This is a genomic window from Mucilaginibacter sp. P2_A4 (assembly GCF_056405015.1).
Genome location: NZ_JBFUCX010000015.1, coordinates 149,090 through 171,427, shown reverse-complemented (window position 1 = coordinate 171,427; position 22,338 = coordinate 149,090). Strand labels below are relative to the sequence as shown.

Below are 22,338 nucleotides of genomic sequence, written 5' to 3'. Positions count from 1 at the left end.
TTTATTTGATTCAAACTGTTCGCAGTTAAACCGGTATTTTTTAATAATCAGTTTTAAATCGAAACAAGATTCATACTTCAACAGTTATATCAAAGCAGTGAATTATCAACTGCGCACACTTAAACAAAACATCACCATTATGAAAACTTACGAAAGTTTAATAGACGCCACTAATGATCTTTTCACAAGAGGATACACAGCTAACCTTAGCCTGGAAGGTGATACAATAGATGATAAAGCCCAGGGTATACATATGGGTGAAGAAGATTTTGTAATTGATGAGTTTTACCGTTTTGAAGGCGCCAGCAATCCCGATGATATGTCAATAGTTTATGCTGTTTCATCGCAAAAATATAACCTTAAAGGAGTGCTGGTGAATGCCTATGGCACTTATGCAGATGATAGTTCATCAGCCATACATGCCAAGCTGCGCCATGGCCAGGTAAGCGATAATTTGCACGGCCAGGACAGGCCGCACGCGTAATCAGATGTGCAGATTTCAAATTACAGATGTGCAGATGATTTTTAGATAGGTAAATGTCTGAACCCGAATTTATCGAATTAATAAATTAACAGAATTTCAAAATTCAAAGAATTCTACAAATTCGATGAATTCTGGTTCAGACAATCATCTGCACATCTGAAATCTGCACACCTGCACATTCACATTACAATTCTTTCAAAATTTTCTTTCCACCCGCTTGTATGGCTGCACTGCCATTGCGCATTAAAAACTCCATTTGAGCGGTAAGCTCTTCTTTAACCCAGGGGAATAAATCCTTTAAATTGAATAGTGCATAAGCTGCAAATATTTTTACAGCAACTTTTGCCCTGGGGTTTATCATCCAATCAAACAGTTGCTCAACCACTGGTTCAAAGTTGATTTCCTTAAGCTTCAATTGTAGCGACTTTGGGGCTTTTGCATCAGTAATGTGCATTATTATTTTGGCATAATGACGCTGACATCCGGGGTGCTTCACTTCGCCAAACCGAGAGATCATATAGTGCAGATCATCAAGATAAATTTCCGGGTCAGATAGAAAGACATTTTCCAGTATCCACACCGCCCTGAATGCAACTGCCTTATCCTGTTGAAAAGTAATATCAATTAAATCGCGTAAAGCAAACTGTTGCTCCTTCAATATCCTGCTAAGCTCAAGCACCTTGGGTTTACCAATAATACTGGTGATTTTTTTGATGAGCTCGGATTGGGTCATGGTGATATAAAAGTAAATGATAGCAGTGGAAATTTAAAATTTACTACTTAATCAAACAAAAGGGCTTCCCGATTCTTCAAACCAATACCAACAAAATTTTTACATTTGCTTTTTGTTTAAATATAACTGTCCATGGTTAAGTTCAACCGATTTACACTGGATAATGGCCTGCGGGTTATTGTTCACGAAGATAATACTACGCCTATGGCGGTGCTCAACATTCTCTATGATGTTGGCGCCCGCGACGAAAATCCCGAACAAACCGGCTTTGCCCATTTGTTTGAGCACCTGATGTTTGGCGGATCGGTAAATATCCCCAGCTATGACGAACCCCTGCAAAGGGTAGGCGGCGAAAACAATGCCTTCACCAGCAACGATATTACCAACTACTATATCACCCTGCCATCAACCAATATCGAAACTGCTTTCTGGCTGGAAAGTGACAGGATGCTTAACCTTGCTTTTAGCGAGAAAAGCCTGGAGGTGCAACGCAATGTGGTGATTGAAGAGTTTAAGCAGCGTTACCTTAACCAGCCATATGGCGATGTTTGGTTAAAGCTTCGTCCGCTGGTTTACAAAGAGCACTCTTACAAGTGGGCTACTATCGGCAAAACCATCGAGCATATTGAGGAGGCAAGGATTGAGGATGTAAAAGCCTTTTTCAAGAAACACTATAATCCGCAAAATGCAATTATGGTTGTGGGCGGAAACATAACTACCAGCGAGGTAAAAGCGCTTTCAGAAAAATGGTTTGGGCCAATACCTGCAGGTGAAAAATACAACCGCAACCTGCCGCAGGAACCTGATCAGCGCGAAGAGCGCCGCGAAACAGTCACCGCAAAAGTGCCATTAAACGATGTTTATATAGCTTTCCAGATGGGAGCGCGTTTAGATGAAGATTATTACGCTGTGGAGTTATTGAGCGATATACTTTCGCGCGGCCATTCATCACGCCTGTACCGGAGCCTGGTGCAGGATAAACAGATCTTTAGCGAGGTGCATGCTTATATTACCAGCAGTTTAGATAAAGGAATGTTTGTGCTTGAAGGTAAGCCACTGGAGAGCATCAGCATTGAACAGGCGGAAGCGGCCTTATGGGAAGAACTGGAAAAAGTTAAGAACACCGAAATTCCCGCAGATGAATTAACCAAGGTGCAAAACAAAACAGAATCAACCATGGTGTTTTCTGAAATGTCATTGCTGGATAAAGCCATGAACCTTGCCTCGTTTGAGTTGCTTGGTGATGCCGACCTCCTTAACCAGGAAACAGGGAAATACCTGGCTGTAACAGCGGCACAGATCAAGGAAGCAGCTAATAAGATTTTTAGAAAAGATAATTCATCAACGCTGATTTATTTGGCGGAAGAAGTTATACACGATTTACAGGATTAAATCTGCCTGAACCGGAATTGTCAGCATTCTTTAATTCGATAATTCAGGTCCAGGAAAAATATCACAAATGACCAACTTAGATAGAACATTAGCCCCCGATTTTAAGGCTATCGATAATATAACCCTGATAAGGCCCGAGCATAAAAAACTTGATAACGGCTGCAATATTTATTGCTTTAACTCCGGCGATCAGGAACTGGTGCGTATTGAATGGATTTTTGGAAACCTGCGCTTTGATGCCTTGAAACCACTGTTAAATATGGCGGTTAACTCGATGCTTACCGAGGGCACCGGTACCTTAAATGCAGCCCAAATAGCCGATAAGATTGATTTTTATGGCGCATTTTTGCAGGTTGATTATGGTTACGAAAACTCGCAGGTTACGTTATATAGCTTAAATAAACATTTGCATAGCACTTTACCGGTTATCATGGATCTGCTTACCGATTCTGTTTTTCCTGATAAAGAATTGGAAACGTTTAAGCGTAACCAACAGCAAAAGCTGCAGGTTAGTCTGCAAAAAAATGATATAGTAGCGCGCAGAGATTTTAACAAAGCTATTTACGGCAATACCATTTATGGTTTAGGAGCCAGCTTTGAAAACTATAAAGCATTGCATCGCGATGATTTGATAGCTCACTACAAAGAACAGTACCAGCCATCAAACTGTACCATTGTTATTGCCGGGAAAATTGAGCCGGAAACTTTAACGCTCATCACCAATACTTTTGATAAAGGATGGACTAACGGTGACACGTCTGCGGATACTACCCAGCCGGAAATTGAATCCGCTAAAGATTTGTTTTACCTTACCGAAAAGCCTGATGCCCTGCAATCTGCTATCAGGATAGGGATACCGATTGTTACGCGCAGTCATCCGGATTTTCAGCCCTTACAGGTTTTGAACACTGTTTTTGGTGGATATTTCGGATCGCGACTGATGGCCAATATTCGCGAGGATAAAGGATACACCTATGGTATAGGATCGGGCCTGGGGCCGTTTAAACAAAGCGCCTCATTTTTTATAGCTACCGAAGTAGGGGCCGATGTGTGCAAAGCGGCTATTACCGAAATTGAAAAAGAGATTAACCTATTGAAAACAGAACTGGTGCCCGATGAAGAGCTTGATTTGGTGCGCAATTACATGTTAGGTTCGTTGCTGGGTAGCCTGGAGAACGTTTTTTCACATGCAGATAAGTTTAAAAGTATCTATTTTGCCGATCTTGATTATGATTACTACGAGAGGTATGCTGCCACAATAAAAAGCATCACAAGCCCGCAGCTACAGGAGCTGGCCAATAAATATTTTCATTTTGAGAGTTTCTATAAAGTAATTGTAGGCAAATATTGAAAAGGAGCCAGAAGTTGAGAATCAAGAGTTAAGAATCAAGAGTTAAGATTGCTTCAAATAGGCTACAATTGAAAAAGAGTCAAGAGTTAAGGCAGCTTCAAATGGGCTGCAATTGAAAAAGAGTCAAGAGTTCAGAATCAGGAGTTAAGACAGTTTCAAATGGGCTTCACAAAGTTCATTTTTCTGCGAAATGTAAAATTCTTGATTCTTGACTCTAATTCTTGCCTCTATTTTACAAAGCATTTCTGATTACCTAAATTTTTATTACCTTTGCCCGGCAAATAATAACTCCAAAATAATTATTTGCTATGCAGTTAGACCCATCCAAATTTGTTGCCGAAGGATTAACCTACGACGACGTTTTACTACTCCCCGCTTATTCTGAAGTACTACCGCGCGATGTTAATACTGGTACTTTTTTAACAAAAAGCATCCGTTTAAACATTCCCATTATTTCGGCCGCTATGGATACCGTTACAGAAGCAGGCCTGGCAATTGCCATTGCCCAGGCTGGTGGTATTGGTATGCTGCACAAAAACATGACCATACAGGCACAGGCCGATGAAGTGCGCAAGGTTAAACGATCAGAAAGTGGTATGATCCAGGATCCGGTAACTTTACTGGAAGATGCCCTGCTTGCCGATGCTTTCCAGATCATGAAAGAATACAGGATTGGTGGTATCCCGGTAATTGATGCAGATCATAAACTAAAGGGAATCATCACCAACCGCGATTTGCGTTTTCAGAAAGATATGACAGTGCCTGTTAGCGAAGTGATGACCAAAACAAACCTGGTTATTGCGCCCGAAGGTACCAACCTTACCGAAGCTGCTGCCATACTACAGGCAAATAAGATTGAAAAGCTACCCGTAATTAATAAAGATGGAATATTGGTAGGTTTAATTACTTATAAAGATATCCAAAAAGTTAAAAACTTCCCTAACGCCTGTAAAGACGAATTTGGCCGGTTACGCGTAGGTGCAGCAGTTGGTGTTGCTGCCGATAATATAGACAGGGTTACAGCCCTTGTGAATGCCGGCGTTGATGTTATCACTGTTGATACGGCTCATGGGCACTCAAAAGGGGTTATTGATATGGTTAAAGCCGTAAAAAAATTATACCCCAACCTGCAGGTTATTGCAGGTAACATTGCCACTGCCGATGCGGCAATTGCCTTAGCTGATGCCGGTGCCGATGCTGTTAAAGTAGGTATTGGTCCGGGTTCTATTTGTACCACCCGTATTATTGCCGGGGTTGGTGTTCCGCAACTGTATGCCGTTTACGAGTGTGCTAAAGCTTTAGAAGGCCGCGGTATCCCGGTAATTGCCGATGGTGGTATCAAACAAACAGGCGATATTGTGAAGGCGATAGCGGCCGGTGCAAGCTCTATCATGGCTGGGTCGTTATTTGCAGGTGTGGAAGAATCACCGGGTGAAACTATCATATATGAAGGCCGTAAGTTTAAATCATACCGTGGTATGGGTTCGGTTGAAGCGATGGCTAAAGGCTCTAAGGATCGTTACTTCCAGGATGAAACTGATGTAGTTACAAAGCTTGTACCAGAAGGTATTGTTGGTCGCGTACCATTTAAAGGCAATATGGCCGAAGTGATTTTTCAATACATAGGTGGTTTACGTGCAGGTATGCACTACTGTGGTGCTGCCAATATTGAAGATCTGCAACGTGCCAAATTTGTACGCATTACAGCAGCCGGAATGCGCGAAAGCCATCCACACGATATTACCATTACTAAGGAAGCTCCTAATTATACCAGGTAACTCCTTTAAAATACTGCATTACAAATTATAGCAAAGCCTGTAAGGTTAATAAGTTTTTACTTTTAACCTTACAGGCTTTTGCTTTAACCGGCATTTTACTGGGCGTTTAATCCCGATTTTGGAATTAAGCTATTGGAAGTTATTATTTTTAATGCCTGGTCGTATGTGAAACCTTCTTTGGTAAGTGCGTCAAAATATTCTTTGGTCAACTTGGCAAGCTCTGTTAACTTACCCGGCTGTTTGTAGTAATCCAATTGTGCATCAAGCATGCTTTTTGCCAATGTGGAGTACATGGGGCCCATCGCGTTCATGGCATTTGCCATTTCATTTGTGCCGGTTGAAGGTTGACCCATCATGTTAACAGGTGGCGGAGGAGGAAGTAAAACAACATCAGTTATTTTTACGTGTTGCTCGCCGGGGTAGGAGTGAGTAATATCTACGTTATAAAAATTGAAAAAGTTTATCCCATCGCTTCGTCGGCCTGCGCGTTCAATAATATCAATTGATTTTGCAGCTTGCGGTATTTTTTGAAAAAATACTTTAAATAAAAGCTTTTCGCCGGCTTTTGCTAAAGTGTGTTTGGCCGGCACCATGGCTATATTTTCGGATTTTACATAATTGTAATGCGCATTACCCTGGTCGGTTTGAATGTAGATCTCTTTATTGAGCTGTACCCAGGAATTATCAGAATTGGCGGTGTACTCAAAGTTTATAACGGTGAATTTTGCATCACTTTCCACTTTAGTGATAATAGTGTTATAGTCGTCGCTGCTTTCCACTCTGGGATTAACAATAACTTGTGCAAAGGACGTGAGACAGGCCGTCATCAACATGGCAGACAAGGTTAGGATTTTTTTCATGAAATATATTTTTTAAGGTTAGGTAAATATAGATGTGTAATAATACATTTTAAATAGATAAACCATTCAAACTAATGGATAATAATACGGCCTTGCCCTGCAATTGGATGCTGTAAATTTTATATTTGCGATATGAGAGCTATCTGCGTATTCTGCGGTGCCAATTTTAACGGCGACCCTTTATTAAAACAAGCTATTGAGCAATTAGCCGAAGTGATGGTTAGTCGTAATATAACCCTGGTATTTGGCGGGGGCAAGGTTGGGGTTATGGGTTTAATGGCTGATGCTGTTTTGAGTCGTGGCGGTAAAGCGATTGGAGTGATCCCCCGGTTTTTAATGGATAAAGAGGTTGGTCATACCGGTTTAACGCAACTTCACATTGTAGAGAACATGCATCAGCGCAAGCAAATGATGAACGATCTGTGCGATGGTATCATCACGCTGCCTGGTGGTTTAGGTACGCTCGAAGAATTTTTTGAGGTGCTAACATGGCTACAATTAGGGCTGCACAGTCATCCCACAGGGTTGCTGAATGTTGGGGGGTACTATGATTCATTACTGAAGCAACTGGACGTAATGGTTGAGCAAAAATTTCTTAAACCCGCCAACCGCGAGCTGGTTATAACATCCGGCGATGCCATTGAACTGGTAAACCTGATGGAGAGCTTTAATGCAAACCCTGATGAAGTTTGGTTTAAAGACAGAAACCTTACTTAAGTCGAAAGGAGAGTAAAGATTGATGGAGCAAAGGATTATGGGTGTTCGAAAGGTATAAAAGATAGGGGCAATGTGCGATTCCTTCCTCGGGGAAGGAGGAGGTGGGGGTTAAATCACGCGTTCAAGTATTGTTGTAGATGGCATGTCGGCGAAACCCCTCCCTGCTATCGCGCGCATTACAACCGCACCCCTCCCGTTGGGAGGGAATTAAAAAACCGTTAGCAACTCGTCCGACACCTATGGAACAAAGCAAAGTTCAAGGATTAAAGATGCAAATCGAATATGCCCACTCTTTTATCCTTAATCCAAAAATCCTTGTTCCTTGCTCCTAAAAAATCCTTGCTCCCCAAATCCTTGCTCGCAAGAAGCTTATTCTACCTGACTTATGGTCCAAAAGTCATCAGCCAGATCTGTACTGGTTAGGTAATCGTAGGGCATATAAAAATAGCCCTTTTGTCCCCAGGTGCTGCCCCAGCTATTTCGTACTATAAAAGCTTTCTTTTTATCATCATAACCTGCCGCCATTACCGCATGGCCACCCACAACGCTTTCGTTTTTGCCAGGCATATTGAGCACTCCTGTTTGGGCTACTGTAGTGCCTTCAAAACTTTGGTATACTGTAAATCCAAAAACAAAAGGATTGCCGGTTGCAAGGCATGATTTTAACTCACTGATATTCGTGTTATTTAAACGGGTGTATTGAATAGCAAGATTTTTTTTGGCGGCTGTATATAATGTTTTCGAAGGCTTTTTGGCAAACTTGCTTTCAATATATGGCCATTTAGTTTCGTCACAAACGCCTTGTGTGGCTACAGATTTTACGCCATCACGCAGCTGGGCGCCGCTATCGTCTTTAACGTGATTTTCCAGCACGCGCTCATTATAATAAATAAATAAACGCGAGGGGTTAAATACCGACAGTTTTTGCCGCATTAGTTCAAATTCAAAAGCCCCGGCAATAGCATTAGCGGTACATGAACCCAGGTTACCCTGGTCATAAACAGGTGGGCACTGCAGGCGCAGGTCAACCAACGCGGGTAAAGGTCTTGCTAAAGCTTCCGGGCGAACAAGGGCATATCTTAAATCACGGTGATCTGGCAGGTCGGGTGTCCAGCCATAATGTTTGGTTTGCTGTATCATAATAAAGGTTTGCTAATAAATGATATAGTAAAGCTATATTGTTTCTTTTAAAAAAGCATACGTGTTTTTACGTAATATTAAACGTAAAGCTACTGTATACGTGCGTATTACGCATTTTTTTCCTTCATAAATGGCTGTGCCAGATTGATAGGGAACCGCAAATCTCCACTGTAGTAATAGTTTCAATTTAGGAGATGACTGCCTGCTATTAACTGGAACTGCTGACTTAAAATCGCCAAAAAAAAATATCATTAACTTTGCGCCGGTAATTTTCTCTAAATTACATTTTCTATAAAAACCAATTATGGATATCAGTTTTAACATTAATGAGGATATAAACAAACAGCTTGTTTATGAGCTGAACACGAAGCTAAAAAAAGTACACTTGGGTGGTGGCGAGAAGGCCGCAGCCAAGCAAAAAGAAAAGGGTAAAATGCTGGCCCGCGAACGTGTAGCCTATCTTATAGATCAAGATAAACCATGGCTTGAAATAGGCGCTTTTACAGCTGATGGCATGTATGCCGAACATGGTGGCTGCCCATCCGGCGGCGTGGTATGTGGTATTGGTTATGTATCAGGCAGGCAATGTGTAGTGGTAGCCAACGATGCTACCGTAAAGGCCGGGGCCTGGTTTCCAATTACAGCTAAAAAAAATCTGCGTGCGCAGGAAATAGCTATGGAGAATCGCCTGCCCATTATTTATTTGGTTGATTCGGCAGGAGTGTATTTACCTTTGCAGGATGAGATATTTCCCGATAAAGAGCATTTCGGGCGCATATTTCGTAATAATGCCATGATGAGCAGCATGGGTATTATCCAAATTTCGGCTATTATGGGTTCCTGCGTGGCCGGTGGCGCTTATTTACCCATCATGAGCGATGAGGCGATGATAGTAGAGGGTACGGGCTCGGTTTTCCTGGCGGGATCATACCTGGTAAAATCAGCCATTGGTGAAGATGTGGATAACGAAACCCTGGGTGGCGCTACCACTCATTGCGAAATATCGGGTGTTACCGATTATAAGCAACCCAATGACAAGGCCTGCCTCGATTCTATCCGGAACATCATGAGCATGACCGGGGATTATAACAAGGCGGGGTTCGATCGGATCAAGCCATCTATCCCCAAATTAAATCCAAAAGATATTTACGGTATACTGCCCGATAACCGGGAGAAAGCCTATGATATGAGAGAGATCATTTTGCGCCTCGTTGACGATTCGGAGTTTGAAGAATATAAAGCGGGGTATGGCCAATCCATCATCTGCGGTTTGGGCCGTATCGACGGCTGGGCGGTAGGTATCGTAGCTAATCAACGCAAGGTGATCAAATCAAAAAAGGGAGAGATGCAGTTTGGCGGCGTTATTTACTCCGACTCTGCCGATAAGGCTACCCGCTTTATCATGAATTGTAACCAAAAAAAGATTCCCTTAGTGTTTTTGCAGGATGTTACCGGTTTTATGGTAGGCAGCAGGAGCGAGCAAGGGGGTATCATAAAAGATGGCGCCAAAATGGTGAACGCGGTTGCCAATTCGGTGGTGCCCAAATTTACAATAGTAATAGGCAACTCCTACGGTGCAGGTAATTACGCTATGTGTGGCAAGGCTTATGATCCAAGACTGATCTATGCCTGGCCGTCAGCAAAAATAGCAGTAATGGGTGGCAGTCAGGCAGCCAAGGTATTGGTCCAAATGCAGGCTGCAGGCCTAAAAGCAAAAGGCGAAGAGGTGGACGACGTGAAAGAACAGGAACTGCTTAAACAAACCACTGATAGGTACAATTCACAAACCACGCCATACTATGCAGCAGCAAGGCTTTGGGTTGATGGTATCATTGATCCGCTGGAGACCCGAAAGGTAATCTCGATGGGGATAGAGGCTGCCAATCATGCTCCAATTGAAAGAGCATTTAATGTTGGGGTGATACAGACGTAGGGTTGCGTGTAGCGTGTTGCGTGTTGCGTGTTGCGTGTTGCGTGTTGCGTGTTGCGTGTTGCGTGTTGCGAGAAAATGGAATACAATTTAATCAAAAATCCTGTAATCCTTTAATCTGTTTAATCCCGGTTCAGACAAAAAATCGTTACTATAACCAAAACCATGAATGTCACAATTGATGAACTAATAATACTTGCTGGAGGCGCTTTTCTTTCAGTTTGGGGGATAGGAAAGATAAGTGAACGCCGTAAACTGTTAAAAACTGGAGTGAAGGTGGAGGGGGTAGTTTTTCAGTTGGAGAAACTAACCAGCTTTGGTAAAAAACCTTCGACATTATATTATCCTGTAATAAGGTATGTAACGTTGGATAAAGAATGGATTACAGAAAAATATGGTGTTGGTACCAATCCTTCAGCTTATAAGGAAGGGGAAATTGTTAAAGTTATTTACGATCCCGCCGATTACAAGCATTTCATAATAGATGATTTTATGAGTAAAGCCCTTGGCATTATATTAATAGCTGTAGGGGCCTTATTAATTATAGGAGTATTCATTTACTATATTTTAAATCAATACCAGGCGGTATAAATCAAAAAACTCCCGGTGTGCCAGGTTTTTTCTTAATTTGTGTATCTACTGTGCTTTCCATATCTTGAGGCATGAAAAAAATGCTGTTCCTTTTATTGTTGTTTTCCTTAAAACTTTCGGCACAAGATGCTTCTAAAATTCATCAAAAAGCAATCCTGATAGATACACATAACGATGTATTATCCAACGAACTGATCACTAAATTCGATCTCGGTAAAAGGCAAAGTGAGGGAGATTTTGACCTTGTTCGTGCTAAAGAGGGTGGTTTGGATGCACAGATCTTTTCCATCTGGTGTGGCGAAAATTATGGCAAGGGTACAGCTTTTGCTTTTGCTAACCGCGAGATAGATTCATTGTATGCCCTTATAAAGCGTAATCCGGATAGGATAACCCTGGTACATAACAGCGCCGAACTAAAAAAAGCGGTAAAGAAGAAAAAACTGGCAGCTATGATAGGCGTTGAGGGTGGACATATGATTGAAGATAGGATGGATTATATTGATAGTCTGGCCAAACGTGGTATGAACTATTTAACCCTTACCTGGAATAATAGTACTTCATGGGCTACATCTGCACGCGACGAGGTTACCAAAAAAGACAGTCTGAAACATTTGGGGCTTACAGATTACGGCAAGCAGATAGTAAAGCACCTGAATGAGTTGGGTGTTATGGTTGATGTTTCGCATGTTGGCGAGCGTACTTTTTACGATGTGCTGGCTACCACCACAAAGCCGGTAATTGCATCACATAGCTGTGCTTACAGTATTGATCCAAGCCGCCGCAATTTAAAAGATGATCAGTTAAAGGCGTTGGCAATAAATGGGGGCGTAGTTTGCCTGAATTTTTATAGCGGTTTTGTGGATAGTACCTATTCGCCAAAGGTAGCGGTGTTTTTACAGCAGCATAAGGCCGAGCTGGATTCGCTTACCAAAATTTATAACGACGGCGATCTGGCCAATATCAGGCTGAATGTCATGTATAAAACCGAATCGGATAAAATTCGCCCGCCTTTGAATTTGCTGATCCATCATATAGATTACATTGTAAAACTGATAGGTATAGATTATGTAGGAATAGGTTCAGATTTTGATGGTGCCGAATCCTATCCGTTAGGGCTCGACAGTGTAAGCGATTATCCAAAAATTACCGAAGAACTGCTGAAACTTAATTATAGTAAAAAGGATATTAATAAAATTTTAGGCGGCAATGTGCTGCGGGTGCTGAAGGCTAATACGGGTAAATAATTATATTTGACCCAAACTTACTTTATCATGCTGAAAATTTTAAAAATGGCCGTCCTTGGCCTGTTTATCTCGCTCAATGCAAGTGCCCAGCAACCTTATTTAATGTTTATAGATAAAGCCGGCAACAGGGTTGATAACAAGATATTAGCCAATTCATACATGGTTATAAAAAAGTTTGACGATTCGGCCTGGATGGTGAAGGAGTTTGATATGCGCGATACCATCATCAGCTCGGCATTTTATAAAGACGAAAAGTTAAGCATACCTACCGGCAAATATATATCCTATGAAAAGCGGACGCCGCTAAATGGGTTTGATATACAGGGAGATACATTGAATCATGTTAAAACCAGTGGTTACTTTTTAAACGGAAAGAAAACCGGCGAGTGGTATGAGTTTTTGAATGGAAAAAAACAATACCTTAAAACTTATAAAGACGATATAGCAAATGGCTTAAGCCAAACTTTTGAACCAACCACCAGCGCTGTTTTGTTGGAGGGGAATTACTTAAACGGAAAAAAAAGCGGCGAATGGCGTATGAAAACGCCCGAAGGTGCCGAACTTTATACGGATACTTATAAAAAGGGAAAAATGATCAGTCATGTTAACTCGGTTAGTGATTTTAAAAGCGCCGTAATGCCATTTGATCTGTACACTTATTTAAAGCGCAAAGCACCCCTTTTTAAAACTCCTGACCACGCCGGTACACTTGTTCTTAATTTAAAAATTAGCGAAAAAGGTATTGTTACCGATGTAAAAGTAGATCAGACGGTTGATATTGATTTTGATGAACTTTTAGTAAAAGCATTTATGGAATCGCCAAAATGGAAACCGGCGGAATACAAAGGTGAAAAGATAGAGTCAACCTACAGGTTTACCATTAATATAGTAGATATGGTGAGGATTGTGGATATAATGAATTGATAGGCCCTCACGATTGGGACTGTGAGTTAAATTGTTTACCTGTCACTGACCTATTCAATTGACTTTTTTTGTAAATTCGCATACATTTTTAAAGAATGACTCAAGAATTAGAACACGTAAAATGCCTGATCATTGGTTCGGGCCCGGCAGGATATACCGCCGCAATATATGCCTCAAGGGCCGATCTTAAGCCAGTAATGTATACTGGTTTATTAGCCGGAGGACAACTTACCCAAACTACCGATGTGGAAAATTTCCCGGGTTACCCTGAAGGTATCATGGGACCGGAAATGATGGAAGATTTCCGTAAACAAGCCGAGCGCCTGGGTACCGAAATTCGTTTTGGTTATGTAAGCTCTGTTGATTTTACCAGTCTGCCACATAAAGTTGTGGTTGATGAAGTGAAAACAATATTGGCTGATACTGTTATTATTTCAACCGGTGCATCAGCAAAATGGCTGGGTTTACCATCTGAGCAAAAATACAGTGGCTTTGGTGTTTCGGCCTGTGCGGTTTGCGATGGCTTCTTTTTTAAAGGACAGGATGTAGCCATAGTTGGCGCGGGTGATACTGCGGCAGAAGAAGCTACTTACCTGGCTAAACTTTGCCGTAAAGTATATATGATTGTTCGCCGTGATGAGTTCCGTGCTTCAAAAGCAATGGTTCACCGCGTAAAGAATACCCCTAACATCGAGATATTATACAATACCGAAACCAAAGAGATTCTTGGCGACGGACAAAGTGTTACGGGAGTTAAAGTAATTAATAACGCAACCAACGTAGAAAAGGATTTGGATGTTAGTGGCTTTTTTGTGGCGATAGGTCACCACCCTAACACCGATATTTTTAAAGGCTGGTTACATATGGACGAAACCGGTTACATTATTACCCATCCCGGTTCAACAGAAACCAATGTAGAAGGTGTATTTTGCTGCGGCGATGCACAGGATCATATCTATCGCCAGGCAGTTACAGCAGCAGGTACAGGTTGTATGGCCGCCATTGATGCTGAGCGTTACCTGGCAGCTAAAGAGCATGTGGTAACAGCATAAAACTTCGTTCAAAATTGCTTCCAATAAGGAGGCTTCTACAAATATTAAAAAAGGTCATTTGGTAACAAATGGCCTTTTTTGTTTTAAGTCTTTTCCTTTGTCCACACAGTAACGCAAAGGCGAAATACCGATATTGTTAGGCAATCGCTATACTTTTGTTACAATCAAAAACTTCTTGTATTTTTTTAAAAACTTCTATATTCACCACTTAGTACCAACCTCATAATAAATATGTTAAAAAAAGCTTCCTTAATGTTGTTTGCATTGCTTACATCATTTACTATTGTTGTTAACGCACAGGATACTGACCCTTATGCAGGTATCATCCCGGCACCTGTATCACTTAAAAAGGCACCCGGTAGCTTTGTACTGAGCCAGGAAACCAGTATCCAGGCCGATTCACCATCTAACAAAGCGGTGCTGTTTTTTAAAGATTACCTGGCCAATAGCCAAGCTTACAATAAGTCAATAGTATTAAAGGGAGCTGGCACCGCTTCAAACGTAATTACATTAACATCTGCCGGTACCGATAATTTACCCGCCGAAGGATACCGCTTAACCATTACCCCGCAGCAAATTACAGTTGCAGGTAAAGGAGCAGGCTTGTTTTATGGTGTACAAACCCTGATACAGTTGTTCCCTGCCGCAAGGGCTGCCACCGCTAAATTGCCATGTGTGCAGGTGGAGGATTATCCTCGTTTTGGTTACCGCGGAGCTATGCTTGATGTTGGTCGTCATTTTTTCTCCGTCGAGATGGTTAAAAAATATATCGACCTGTTAGCAGCCTACAAGCTTAATAATTTTCACTGGCATTTAACCGAAGACCAAGGCTGGCGTATCGAGATCAAGAAATACCCTAAGTTAACACAGATTAGCAGTATGCGCGCTCAAACCTTAATAGGCGGCTACCGCGATAAAACACCTCAACAATTTGATGGTACGCCGTATGGTGGTTTTTATACCCAGGATCAAATTCGTGATGTGGTAAAATATGCATCAGAAAGATATATTAACATTGTGCCCGAAATTGAAATGCCAGGCCATTCACAGGCAGCTTTGGCTGCCTATCCTGAATTAAGCTGTGATCCTGGCAAAACCTACAAGCCGGCAGAAACCTGGGGTGTATTTAACGATATCTATTGCCCGTCTGATAAAACCTTTGCATTTATAGAGGATGTGCTTACGGAGGTAATGGCGCTGTTTCCAAGTAAATATATTCACATAGGTGGGGATGAGGCACCTAAGGATGCATGGAAAAAATCAAAATTTTGCCAGCAGCTTATTAAGAAGTTAAAACTAAAAGATGAGAACGAGCTGCAAAGCTATTTTATTCAAAGAGTTGAGAAATTTGTAAATTCCAAAGGCCGCAACATTATTGGCTGGGACGAAATATTAGAAGGAGGCCTTGCACCAAACGCTGCAGTAATGAGCTGGCGTGGCGAAGAAGGAGGCATAGCTGCTGCACAGCAAAAACATAATGTGGTAATGACACCTGGCAGCCACGGCTTGTATATTGACCATGGGCAGGGTAAGCCCAGCCAGGAACCATTGAGTATCGGCGGTAATGAGCCTTTATCCAAAATCTACAGCTATGACCCAACGCCGGAAGCTTTAACTCCCGAACAAAAGACATATATTATGGGCGTGCAGGCTAACCTGTGGACGGAGTATGTAGCAACCGATGCTAAAGTGGAGTTTATGCTGTTGCCGCGATTGATGGCGCTATCGGAAATAGCATGGTCGCCACTGGCAAATAAAAACTTTAAAGATTTTTCAGAAACCCGTCTGCCATCGCACCTGGCCTGGGTGGATAGGAATAATTTAAATTACCATGTTCCTGTGGCTATAGGAGCTAAAGATACCGTGATGATAGGCAGTCAGTTAACTGTAAACCTGAAATCGCCGGTTGATGGTGCTAAAGTATACTATACCATTGATGGGTATACCCCCCGCGAAACCGATCTGGAGTATCATGTACCTATGACCTACAATGTACCTATTGATCAGTACCGCGAACTGCAGACCCTGGTAATTACCCCATCTGGTAAACGGAGCAATGTTACCCGTACACTGGTTTATAATAAAGCGCCTTTTGCACCCGTTAGCAATACAAGCGATATCCCCGGCTTAAAATTCCAATTATTTGCCGGTACATTTTCTGGTACCAGTCAACTGGTTATTTTACCGGTTGCTGATAGCGGTGTAATTAAAACCTTTAATACAGCAGATTTTAGGAAAAGTAAAGGAAAGTTTGGTGTAATTTACAATGGATTTATTAATATTGAGGCTGATGGGAATTATGGCTTCTCTACGTTATCAGCCAATGGATCTGTTTTATTAATTGATGACCAGGTAGTTGTTGATAATGATGGTAAGCATGCGATAAATGAACAATTTGGTGCTGCGCCTTTATTGAAAGGATATCACCGTTTCACTTTAAAATATGTAGATGCCGGCGGAAACAATACTTTAAAAGTATTTATATCTGCACCCGGTAAAACAGCTGCCGAATTAACACCCGAAGTACTGAGAAATTAACAGAACTATATACAAGTAATGATCAGGAGACTTTATTATATAACTTTTTTAATAGCTGCGGCCGCGGCCATAACAAGTTGTGGCGGTAACCAAACCAAAACAACAAGTGTACAGCCGGCTTCTAAAGCGACACAATTGATAGGCCCGTTCCGCTATCATAAAATGATAGAGGTATCGCCGGGGCAGAGCTATGATGTATTTAGCTGGGGGCGTGGTTCGCAGGAGGCCGGAGCATTTTTGATCCTGCATTCAGATTCTTCGGCTATAAAGTACACTACTACTACCGGCGATCTGGATGGTAATATTATTGATGTTTACAATGCTGATATGGACGTGGATGGTAATCCCGAGATATTGATACAGGCAAAATCAAAAGATACCATCAATCATACCAGTATCTATGCGTTTGAGTTTAATGATAACAAAGCCAATAAACTGGATTTTCCCAGGCTGAATTCATCCCAGCGTAAGGGTTATCGCGGCGATGATAATTTTTATATCCGCGATGGTAAACTGATCCGCGAGTTTCCGATATATGATGGTAACGGCAAACAGGCCAAATTAACGGGTGCCAAGCGCCAGTTGGAATATGGCTTAAGCAGAAATGAGTTCACTGTTAAGCAATTGAGCAAAGATTCAACAAATGTGGCTTCAAAAGCTCCGGAGAGTGTAGCTGCCAAGCCTGCTAATACTAAGCAAAGTGCTTCCAAATCTGAGAAGAAAAGCTCTTCATCTAAATCAAGTAAAAAGAAGAAACATAGGCGGCATAGGGATTAACCCGATTTAAATTGAAATTAAAGGAGACGCATCATTTGCGTCTTTTTTTGTTTCTAACCTGCTAAATTAAACTGATCATTTCATTTGCGTTTTTCACGCCAACGGCATCAAAATCATTATTAAAGTAAAACCAGGCTTCTTTTATATCTATATCGTGCTGTATTGCGTCGATCACTTTTTGCAGGAATTCCATGGAATATGGCGACCGATATAAGTTGGGAACTCCATGAAAACGATAATATATAACCGGCGTATTTTTTATCACATCATCTGGTAAGTTAGGGTGACTCATACCGGAAAAGCTGATATTATGTTTACGAAGGCTTTGGTAAACATCGGCATTCCACCAGCTTGCGTGGCGCATCTCTACTATATTTTTAAATGTTGGATTAAGGCTGCTGATTATCCTGTCAAGCCTTTCCTCGGTGTAGTTATAGCTGGGTGGCAACTGAAATAATACAGGGCCAAGCTTTTCCTGCAGACCATTATTGATGGTATCGTAGAAGCTGCTGATCAGATCTGCAGCTTCTACGAATTTTTTATAGTGAGTTATGGCCCTTGGCGCCTTTACCGCAAACCTGAAATCAGCCGGGCTTTTGGTGTACCAGTTCTGCAAAAAGGAAAGCTGCGGGAAACGGTAAAAAGTAACATTAAGTTCCAGTGTTTTAAAATGCTCACAATAATAATCAAACCACTTACGCTGGGGCAGGTCTTCAGGGTAAAATCTGCCTTTCCAATCCTTATAATGAAATCCCGAACAGCCGATGTGCCAATTCATAATTGTATTTATTATAAAATGCTGCGGTAACCGGTTTTGTTTGGGCAAATAAATTCCTTGCTGGTTTAAAACCGCGGTTCCTTATGCTTTCGCTGCAAAAACCTTCCTTACTACCCCATTGATCTTCACGTTAACATACCGTGGTTGTACCGAAGTAATTTTATAGCTGATCACCTTCCCATCTTTCCATTTAAAGTTTACTGTGAAATTGCCCCGTGCTTTTAAGCCCTTAATTTCGCCGGATGCTTTCCAGTTATCGGGGATGGCGGGTAGCAGGTCAATAAAACCCGCATGGCTCTGGATCAGCATTTCGGCAATGGCCGCGGTGCCGCCAAAATTTCCGTCTATCTGGAACGGCGGACCGGCTGATAGCATATTAGGATAAATGCCGCCGCCGTCGCCATAATTCATATTAGTGGCCAATGTTGGACTAATAAGCTGGTTAAATAGCTTGTATGCTCTCGTACCATCATGCAGGCGTGCCCACCACAGCATTTTATGGGCGATTGAAAAGCTTGGACCGTCATCCCCGCGTGCTTCCAATGTTTTTTTGCTGGCCTCGGCAAGGTCAGGTGTGCTTTCAGGGGTGATCAATGCAGCAGGGTACAGGCCATAAAGATGCGATATGCAACGATGGTGCGGTTCAATCTCTTTATAATCTTCCAGCCATTCCTGGATACGCCCGTCTGTTTTAGATATCACACCCGGAGGGGGCAGCCTTTTTAATTGTGCCTGCAAAGTTTTCCTTAATTCGGGATCCTTACCCAATACTACAGATGCAGTTATTACATTATTAAAAAGCTCCCTGATGATCTGGTTATCAATAGTTGGGCCCATACATATACTGGCATGGTTGCCGCTTCCATCGGGAAGGTAAAAGCCGTTTTCGGGCGATGACGATGGCGCGGTAACCATCCAACCGGTTTTAGGGTCGTTAATGAGCATGCTGTTGTAAAACTTAGCAGCACCTGTTAAAATGGGGTAGATGTCTTTTAAATAGGCTTTGTCGTTGGTGAAATCATAGTGCTGCCATAAATTATCGCATAACCATCCCGAACCACATTTGGTAATGCCCCAGGATGCCGATTCGCCGGGCTCGGTAAAGCCCCATATATTGGTGATTACATGCGCCACCCAGCCATCGGCATTATAATAGGCCTTGGCTGTACGTTCGCCAAGCTTTACCATGCCTTTTACCAGTTCGGCGAGCGGCAAATTTAGTTCAGATAGGTTTGATACCTCTACCGGCCAATGGTTCATTTGTACATTAATATCCAGGTGATAGTCTCCCGTCCAAGGGGTAACTAACTGGTTGGCCCAAAGGCCCTGGAGGTTTGGTGGCAACAAACCTACACGTGTGCTGCAAATGCTCAGGTAACGGCCAAACTGGTAAAATAATACGGGGAAGCTATTATCTGATGATGGGTTTTTATGAAAATTGCTGAGCCTCTTATCGGTTGAAAGATCGCTCTCTGTACCACCCAGGTTGATATTAACCCGGTTAAACAGTTTTTGAAAATTAGCAATATGCTGTTTTTTTTGTAAGGTATAGGGCTTTTTCATAGCAGCAGCCATAAGGCGCTGCACTGTTTCTTTATAAGTGGGGTTTTTAAGATCAGTTGCCGTAGATATATAAATTATAGCCTCGGTAGCATCCTTCACCTCCAATGCGTTGGTGGTTGATCTGATACTGCCGCCTTTTAGTTGGGCTTTAACCTGCGTTGAATATTGCATTCCTTTACCATCAATACCATTATCCAGCTGGCCATTCATTTGCAGGGTATTACCTTTAGTGGTGGTAACGGCCCTTTCAGGCCTGCTAATGCCGATACTAAAATTCAGCGTACCGGGTTTATCGGCAGTTATTTTAATGATATCCACATCATCATCAAAACTGGTAAAATATTCTTTTTTATAGGTTACTCCATTAACCTTATAGGTAGTTGCGGCAATGGCATTGTTTATAGAAAGTTCGCGATGGTAGTTATCATATTTTACAACACTATCTGTTACTCCTTTGTAATTAAAGTTCAACAACAAATTACCCAATATTTGGTAGCAGCCATAATTAACCCCCGCTGAGCCTTGTCCTTTGCATATAAATGATTTATCAATAATAGCCTGGGCCTGGTCGTTTTTGCCTTCTAAAAGCAGTTTGCGAATCTGGGGAAGATTTTTATAGGCCTCGTAATTATTGGCATCCTGCGGCGCGCCACTCCATAAAGTGATGTCGTTTAAAACAATAGTCTCTTTTTTTACACCACCATCCGGCATCATCCCCAGTCGACCATTACCCAGCGCAAGGGTTTCTTCCCATTGGGCGGCAGGTTTATCATACCATAATTTTAAAGGTTTTATTTGCGCCGATGACCATAAAGGCAAGCCGCAGGTTAAAAACAGCAGCGGTTTAAACAATAGTTTTTTATTCATAAAATTATCTCAGGTTATAATTGCTCTTCGGCTTTGCGTCTTGATCGCGGCAAAGCATCGGTTTTTATAATGGATAAAATTATAACTGTGAGCAGGGGATAGAAATAGACTAAACTTGTATTAAGATGGATAATTTCAGGGAAATAACAATTGTATCAGGGAAATCGCGTTTGAAATTTCCAAATTTAAAACGCGGACGTCAAGCCGAATTTATTTCACTGTTGTCCGGTAAAATCTCGTTTGATATATAAAAACATCTCTTAAGGCCTACAAAAGGCCTTTTTTTGTGCATTTTCAAAACCAAGCCCCCTAAAAACTCAATAATTCATTTCTTTTTTAAGAACCGGCTGTCCGGTAAAAAAAGCACGCAATCCTCGATATTTTTGCCATTTAACCTTTTGTGAATGCGCTATAGCTTCAAAAAAAAGTTTTTACTGAAAATATCGCAGCCATTTCTCAACCGGCTGTCCGGTAAAGTTTTATTCAAATCTTTTACCGGACAACAGTGAAATAAATTCGGCATGACGTCGTTTTTTTTTAAAGCGATTTTCCTGCCAATTGCACCATGGATAAAAATATCATCAACCTGTATTTTTTGCGGTGATGCGATATTGCTCTGGCGAGGAGCCAATGTATTTTTTAAATATGCGCGAGAAATAGTAGGGGTCTTCATAGCCAAGATCGGCAGCCACGGCCTTTATTTTATCACCATTGGCATATAAAAGTTGGCAGGCCTTTTGCATTTTAAGATGGATAAAATAATCAATAGGCGGCATGCCGGTAGCTTTACGGAAAAGGTTTGAAAAGTGCGATACTGATAAATTATGTTTGCAAGCCATATCTTCAACGCTCAGCTTTTTGCTGAGGTTGTTGCGCATGTTATGAATGGTTTTGGTGATGATATCGCCCTCGTCGTCCTTATCATTTTGAATATGGCGCTCTGGCATCAAAAAGGTAGCTATAATATGGTACAGGCAAAAGCATGCGCTGTTGATGTTTTCCAGGCTGTAACCCATCTCCAGTGTTTGGTAAATATTGTGCCACATGGATATGGCATTTTCATTAAAGGGGATATGTACCGGCCCCCGGCTTATACTTAAATTAAGCGATTTGTTAAACTCATCTATTTTATCGCCGGTAAAGTGTACCCAATAAATTGTCCAGGGATCTTCATTATCAGCCCAGTAGCGCATATATTTATCTGTAGCCGGGATCAGGATAAATTGGTTGCTTTTTACTTCATAGCGCTTGTTATCAACAATATAATGTCCTTTTCCCTGCAGGCAGTAAATCAATATATTGTCTTCGCAGCCCTTGCGGCGTTCGCGGTAATGAAAAGATGCCTTGGGGAAATAGCCTATATGCGTTATATAGATATGGAAAAGTTGGGGATCGCGCTCTTTGGCGTCGCGCAACACTTTCTGAGGAATGCTAATAAATTTTTCACCATCAAAACCCTGCCGTCTTTTAAAGCTGTTACTCATCTAAATTAATATTAGGCCAAATTGGTATTATAGTGGGATACTACATTATCGCTAATATAACATTCCATTTTTAGAACGCTATATTAGATAAAACAATTTGCAAATACAATCATTTAAACCCAATTGCAAACGTAG

Annotated in this window: 18 protein-coding genes; 12 read left to right on the top strand and 6 right to left on the bottom strand. The window is 41.7% G+C overall.

The window, feature by feature from the left end:
- The first annotated feature begins 139 nt into the window (after window positions 1-139).
- The gene (locus tag AC1DYB_RS24245) at window positions 140-484 is read left to right on the top strand and encodes a phosphoribosylpyrophosphate synthetase (RefSeq protein ID WP_295719374.1); all 345 of its coding nucleotides are present in this window, start codon (window positions 140-142) and stop codon (window positions 482-484) included.
- Window positions 485-668: 184 nt separating this feature from the next.
- Here AC1DYB_RS24245 and AC1DYB_RS24240 read toward each other — a convergent pair whose 3' ends face one another.
- Window positions 669-1,217 carry a hypothetical protein gene (locus AC1DYB_RS24240; protein ID WP_477438717.1) on the bottom strand — a complete coding sequence of 183 codons (549 nt, stop codon included), beginning with the start codon at window positions 1,215-1,217 and terminating at the stop codon, window positions 669-671.
- A gap of 132 nt (window positions 1,218-1,349) precedes the next feature.
- Here AC1DYB_RS24240 and AC1DYB_RS24235 point away from each other — a divergent pair, with 132 nt between their 5' ends.
- The 3 genes from AC1DYB_RS24235 to guaB all read left to right on the top strand — a co-directional run bounded on the left by AC1DYB_RS24235 (window position 1,350) and on the right by guaB (window position 5,738).
- Window positions 1,350-2,609: a M16 family metallopeptidase gene (locus AC1DYB_RS24235; protein WP_477438715.1), complete on the top strand. Its 1,260-nt coding sequence runs from the start codon at window positions 1,350-1,352 to the stop codon at window positions 2,607-2,609.
- A gap of 67 nt (window positions 2,610-2,676) precedes the next feature.
- Window positions 2,677-3,960, top strand: a complete 1,284-nt coding sequence (locus AC1DYB_RS24230; protein WP_477438713.1) for a M16 family metallopeptidase — start codon at window positions 2,677-2,679, stop codon at window positions 3,958-3,960.
- 308 nt (window positions 3,961-4,268) lie between these two features.
- Window positions 4,269-5,738, top strand: coding sequence for an IMP dehydrogenase (gene guaB / locus AC1DYB_RS24225; protein ID WP_295719363.1), 1,470 nt, complete (start codon window positions 4,269-4,271; stop codon window positions 5,736-5,738).
- Between the two features lie 95 nt (window positions 5,739-5,833).
- Here the strand turns inward: guaB and AC1DYB_RS24220 are convergent, their stop codons facing one another.
- Complete coding sequence (locus tag AC1DYB_RS24220) at window positions 5,834-6,598, bottom strand: hypothetical protein (protein WP_477438711.1); 765 nt, start codon at window positions 6,596-6,598, stop codon at window positions 5,834-5,836.
- Window positions 6,599-6,730: 132 nt separating this feature from the next.
- Between AC1DYB_RS24220 and AC1DYB_RS24215 the strand changes: the two genes are divergently transcribed.
- The gene (locus tag AC1DYB_RS24215) at window positions 6,731-7,315 is read left to right on the top strand and encodes an LOG family protein (protein WP_477438709.1); all 585 of its coding nucleotides are present in this window, start codon (window positions 6,731-6,733) and stop codon (window positions 7,313-7,315) included.
- A 369-nt stretch (window positions 7,316-7,684) separates the two neighbouring features.
- Here AC1DYB_RS24215 and AC1DYB_RS24210 read toward each other — a convergent pair whose 3' ends face one another.
- The gene (locus tag AC1DYB_RS24210) at window positions 7,685-8,455 is read right to left on the bottom strand and encodes a C1 family peptidase (RefSeq protein WP_477392568.1); all 771 of its coding nucleotides are present in this window, start codon (window positions 8,453-8,455) and stop codon (window positions 7,685-7,687) included.
- 304 nt (window positions 8,456-8,759) lie between these two features.
- Between AC1DYB_RS24210 and AC1DYB_RS24205 the strand changes: the two genes are divergently transcribed.
- The 7 genes from AC1DYB_RS24205 to AC1DYB_RS24175 all read left to right on the top strand — a co-directional run bounded on the left by AC1DYB_RS24205 (window position 8,760) and on the right by AC1DYB_RS24175 (window position 17,511).
- Window positions 8,760-10,388 carry an acyl-CoA carboxylase subunit beta gene (locus tag AC1DYB_RS24205; protein ID WP_477392566.1) on the top strand — a complete coding sequence of 543 codons (1,629 nt, stop codon included), beginning with the start codon at window positions 8,760-8,762 and terminating at the stop codon, window positions 10,386-10,388.
- A gap of 162 nt (window positions 10,389-10,550) precedes the next feature.
- Window positions 10,551-10,976 carry a DUF3592 domain-containing protein gene (locus tag AC1DYB_RS24200; RefSeq protein ID WP_477438707.1) on the top strand — a complete coding sequence of 142 codons (426 nt, stop codon included), beginning with the start codon at window positions 10,551-10,553 and terminating at the stop codon, window positions 10,974-10,976.
- A 71-nt stretch (window positions 10,977-11,047) separates the two neighbouring features.
- On the top strand, window positions 11,048-12,220 hold the full coding sequence (locus AC1DYB_RS24195) for a dipeptidase (protein ID WP_477438705.1): 1,173 nt from the start codon (window positions 11,048-11,050) through the stop codon (window positions 12,218-12,220).
- A gap of 27 nt (window positions 12,221-12,247) precedes the next feature.
- Complete coding sequence (locus tag AC1DYB_RS24190) at window positions 12,248-13,144, top strand: energy transducer TonB (protein WP_477438703.1); 897 nt, start codon at window positions 12,248-12,250, stop codon at window positions 13,142-13,144.
- Window positions 13,145-13,239: 95 nt separating this feature from the next.
- Window positions 13,240-14,196: a thioredoxin-disulfide reductase gene (gene trxB, locus AC1DYB_RS24185; protein ID WP_295719350.1), complete on the top strand. Its 957-nt coding sequence runs from the start codon at window positions 13,240-13,242 to the stop codon at window positions 14,194-14,196.
- A 231-nt stretch (window positions 14,197-14,427) separates the two neighbouring features.
- Entirely contained in the window at window positions 14,428-16,734 is a 2,307-nt protein-coding gene (locus AC1DYB_RS24180; RefSeq protein ID WP_477438700.1) for a family 20 glycosylhydrolase, read from the top strand.
- A gap of 18 nt (window positions 16,735-16,752) precedes the next feature.
- Window positions 16,753-17,511 carry a hypothetical protein gene (locus tag AC1DYB_RS24175; protein WP_477438698.1) on the top strand — a complete coding sequence of 253 codons (759 nt, stop codon included), beginning with the start codon at window positions 16,753-16,755 and terminating at the stop codon, window positions 17,509-17,511.
- A 61-nt stretch (window positions 17,512-17,572) separates the two neighbouring features.
- On the opposite strand, the gene AC1DYB_RS24170 is transcribed toward AC1DYB_RS24175, so the two are convergent.
- The 3 genes from AC1DYB_RS24170 to AC1DYB_RS24160 all read right to left on the bottom strand — a co-directional run bounded on the left by AC1DYB_RS24170 (window position 17,573) and on the right by AC1DYB_RS24160 (window position 22,203).
- Window positions 17,573-18,289 (bottom strand): DUF72 domain-containing protein, encoded by a 717-nt coding sequence (locus AC1DYB_RS24170; protein ID WP_477438696.1) that lies wholly within the window; start codon window positions 18,287-18,289, stop codon window positions 17,573-17,575.
- A gap of 81 nt (window positions 18,290-18,370) precedes the next feature.
- A complete protein-coding gene (locus AC1DYB_RS24165; protein ID WP_477438694.1) occupies window positions 18,371-20,719 on the bottom strand; it encodes a glycoside hydrolase family 95 protein in 2,349 nt (782 codons plus the stop codon).
- A gap of 581 nt (window positions 20,720-21,300) precedes the next feature.
- Window positions 21,301-22,203, bottom strand: coding sequence for an AraC family transcriptional regulator (locus tag AC1DYB_RS24160; RefSeq protein WP_477438692.1), 903 nt, complete (start codon window positions 22,201-22,203; stop codon window positions 21,301-21,303).
- Window positions 22,204-22,338 lie beyond the last annotated feature (135 nt).